The sequence below is a fragment of the Sporosarcina sp. SAFN-015 genome (genome assembly GCF_059415085.1).
Genome location: NZ_JBPFDR010000028.1, coordinates 1 through 937, shown reverse-complemented (window position 1 = coordinate 937; position 937 = coordinate 1). Strand labels below are relative to the sequence as shown.

The following is a 937-nucleotide window of genomic DNA, read 5'->3' as shown; positions in this document are numbered from 1 at the left end:
CTGCATATGCACGTATGATTTTCGGTGAAGACCATCTACCTTCATCTCCATCCTTCGCATTACTAAAGGACGGTAAACTCGTTGCAGAAATCGGGCGCTATGAAATTGAAGGCCATGATCCGATGTCCGTTGTTACAAACTTGCAAAGCCAATTTGAAGAGTTCTGTGAAGAAATATAAAAAACAGTCCCCCGGGACTGTTTTTTTGTTCTTATAATAGTACGCTCAAACCAAGAAGAACAGTTGAAACGACCATAGCCGCAATCATTAAATAGACAACAACTTTCTGCACTTTTTTATTGCTCATCTGGCAAATCTCCTCACGTTATAGATACTTCCATTTTAACAGATTCCATAAAATTCTCAAGATGTAGCGGATTTAATTAGAAAACGTTACAATGGATTGAAGGGGGGCGTTCAAATGAATAAAGTGGATCATATCGGGATTGCCGTTAAAGATTTGGACAATGCACTGCCATATTACATAGAAACATTAGGGTTGAAACTGCTTGGAATTGAAGAGGTTGAAAGTCAAAAAGTGAAAGTCGCATTCATCGATGCAGGAAATTGTAAAATCGAACTGCTAGAGCCGATCGGTGAAGAAGGAGCAGTTGCGAAATTCATCGAAAAGCGCGGAGAAGGAATCCATCATATCGCTTTCGGTGTAACAGATATTCGTACGCGAATGGATGAGTTGAAGGAGAAGGGCGTTCAATTGCTGCAAGAGGAGCCCAAGTTAGGAGCGGGCGGAGCGGAAGTGGCATTCATGCACCCGAAATCGTCTTTTGGTGTATTGTACGAACTATGTGACAAAGGGGAAAAGTAGAATGGACATTTATGATAAAATTAATGAATTGTATGATAGAAAACGTGAAATTGAACTTGGCGGAGGCGACGAACGGATTGCGAAACAGCATGAAAAAGGTAAACTGACAGCC

Annotated in this window: 3 protein-coding genes; 2 read left to right on the top strand and 1 reads right to left on the bottom strand. The window is 41.1% G+C overall.

The features are described 5' to 3' along the window. Positions 1–179: BrxA/BrxB family bacilliredoxin (locus ACR65H_RS18500; protein WP_440502417.1), on the top strand; the 179-nt coding region annotated here is incomplete at its 5' end. Positions 180–210: 31 nt separating this feature from the next. On the opposite strand, the gene prli42 is transcribed toward ACR65H_RS18500, so the two are convergent. Beyond that, the gene (gene prli42, locus ACR65H_RS18495) at positions 211–306 is read right to left on the bottom strand and encodes a stressosome-associated protein Prli42 (RefSeq protein WP_440502416.1); all 96 of its coding nucleotides are present in this window, start codon (positions 304–306) and stop codon (positions 211–213) included. Between the two features lie 114 nt (positions 307–420). Here prli42 and mce point away from each other — a divergent pair, with 114 nt between their 5' ends. Further along, complete coding sequence (mce, locus tag ACR65H_RS18490) at positions 421–825, top strand: methylmalonyl-CoA epimerase (protein ID WP_440502415.1); 405 nt, start codon at positions 421–423, stop codon at positions 823–825. Positions 826–937: the final 112 nt, after the last annotated feature.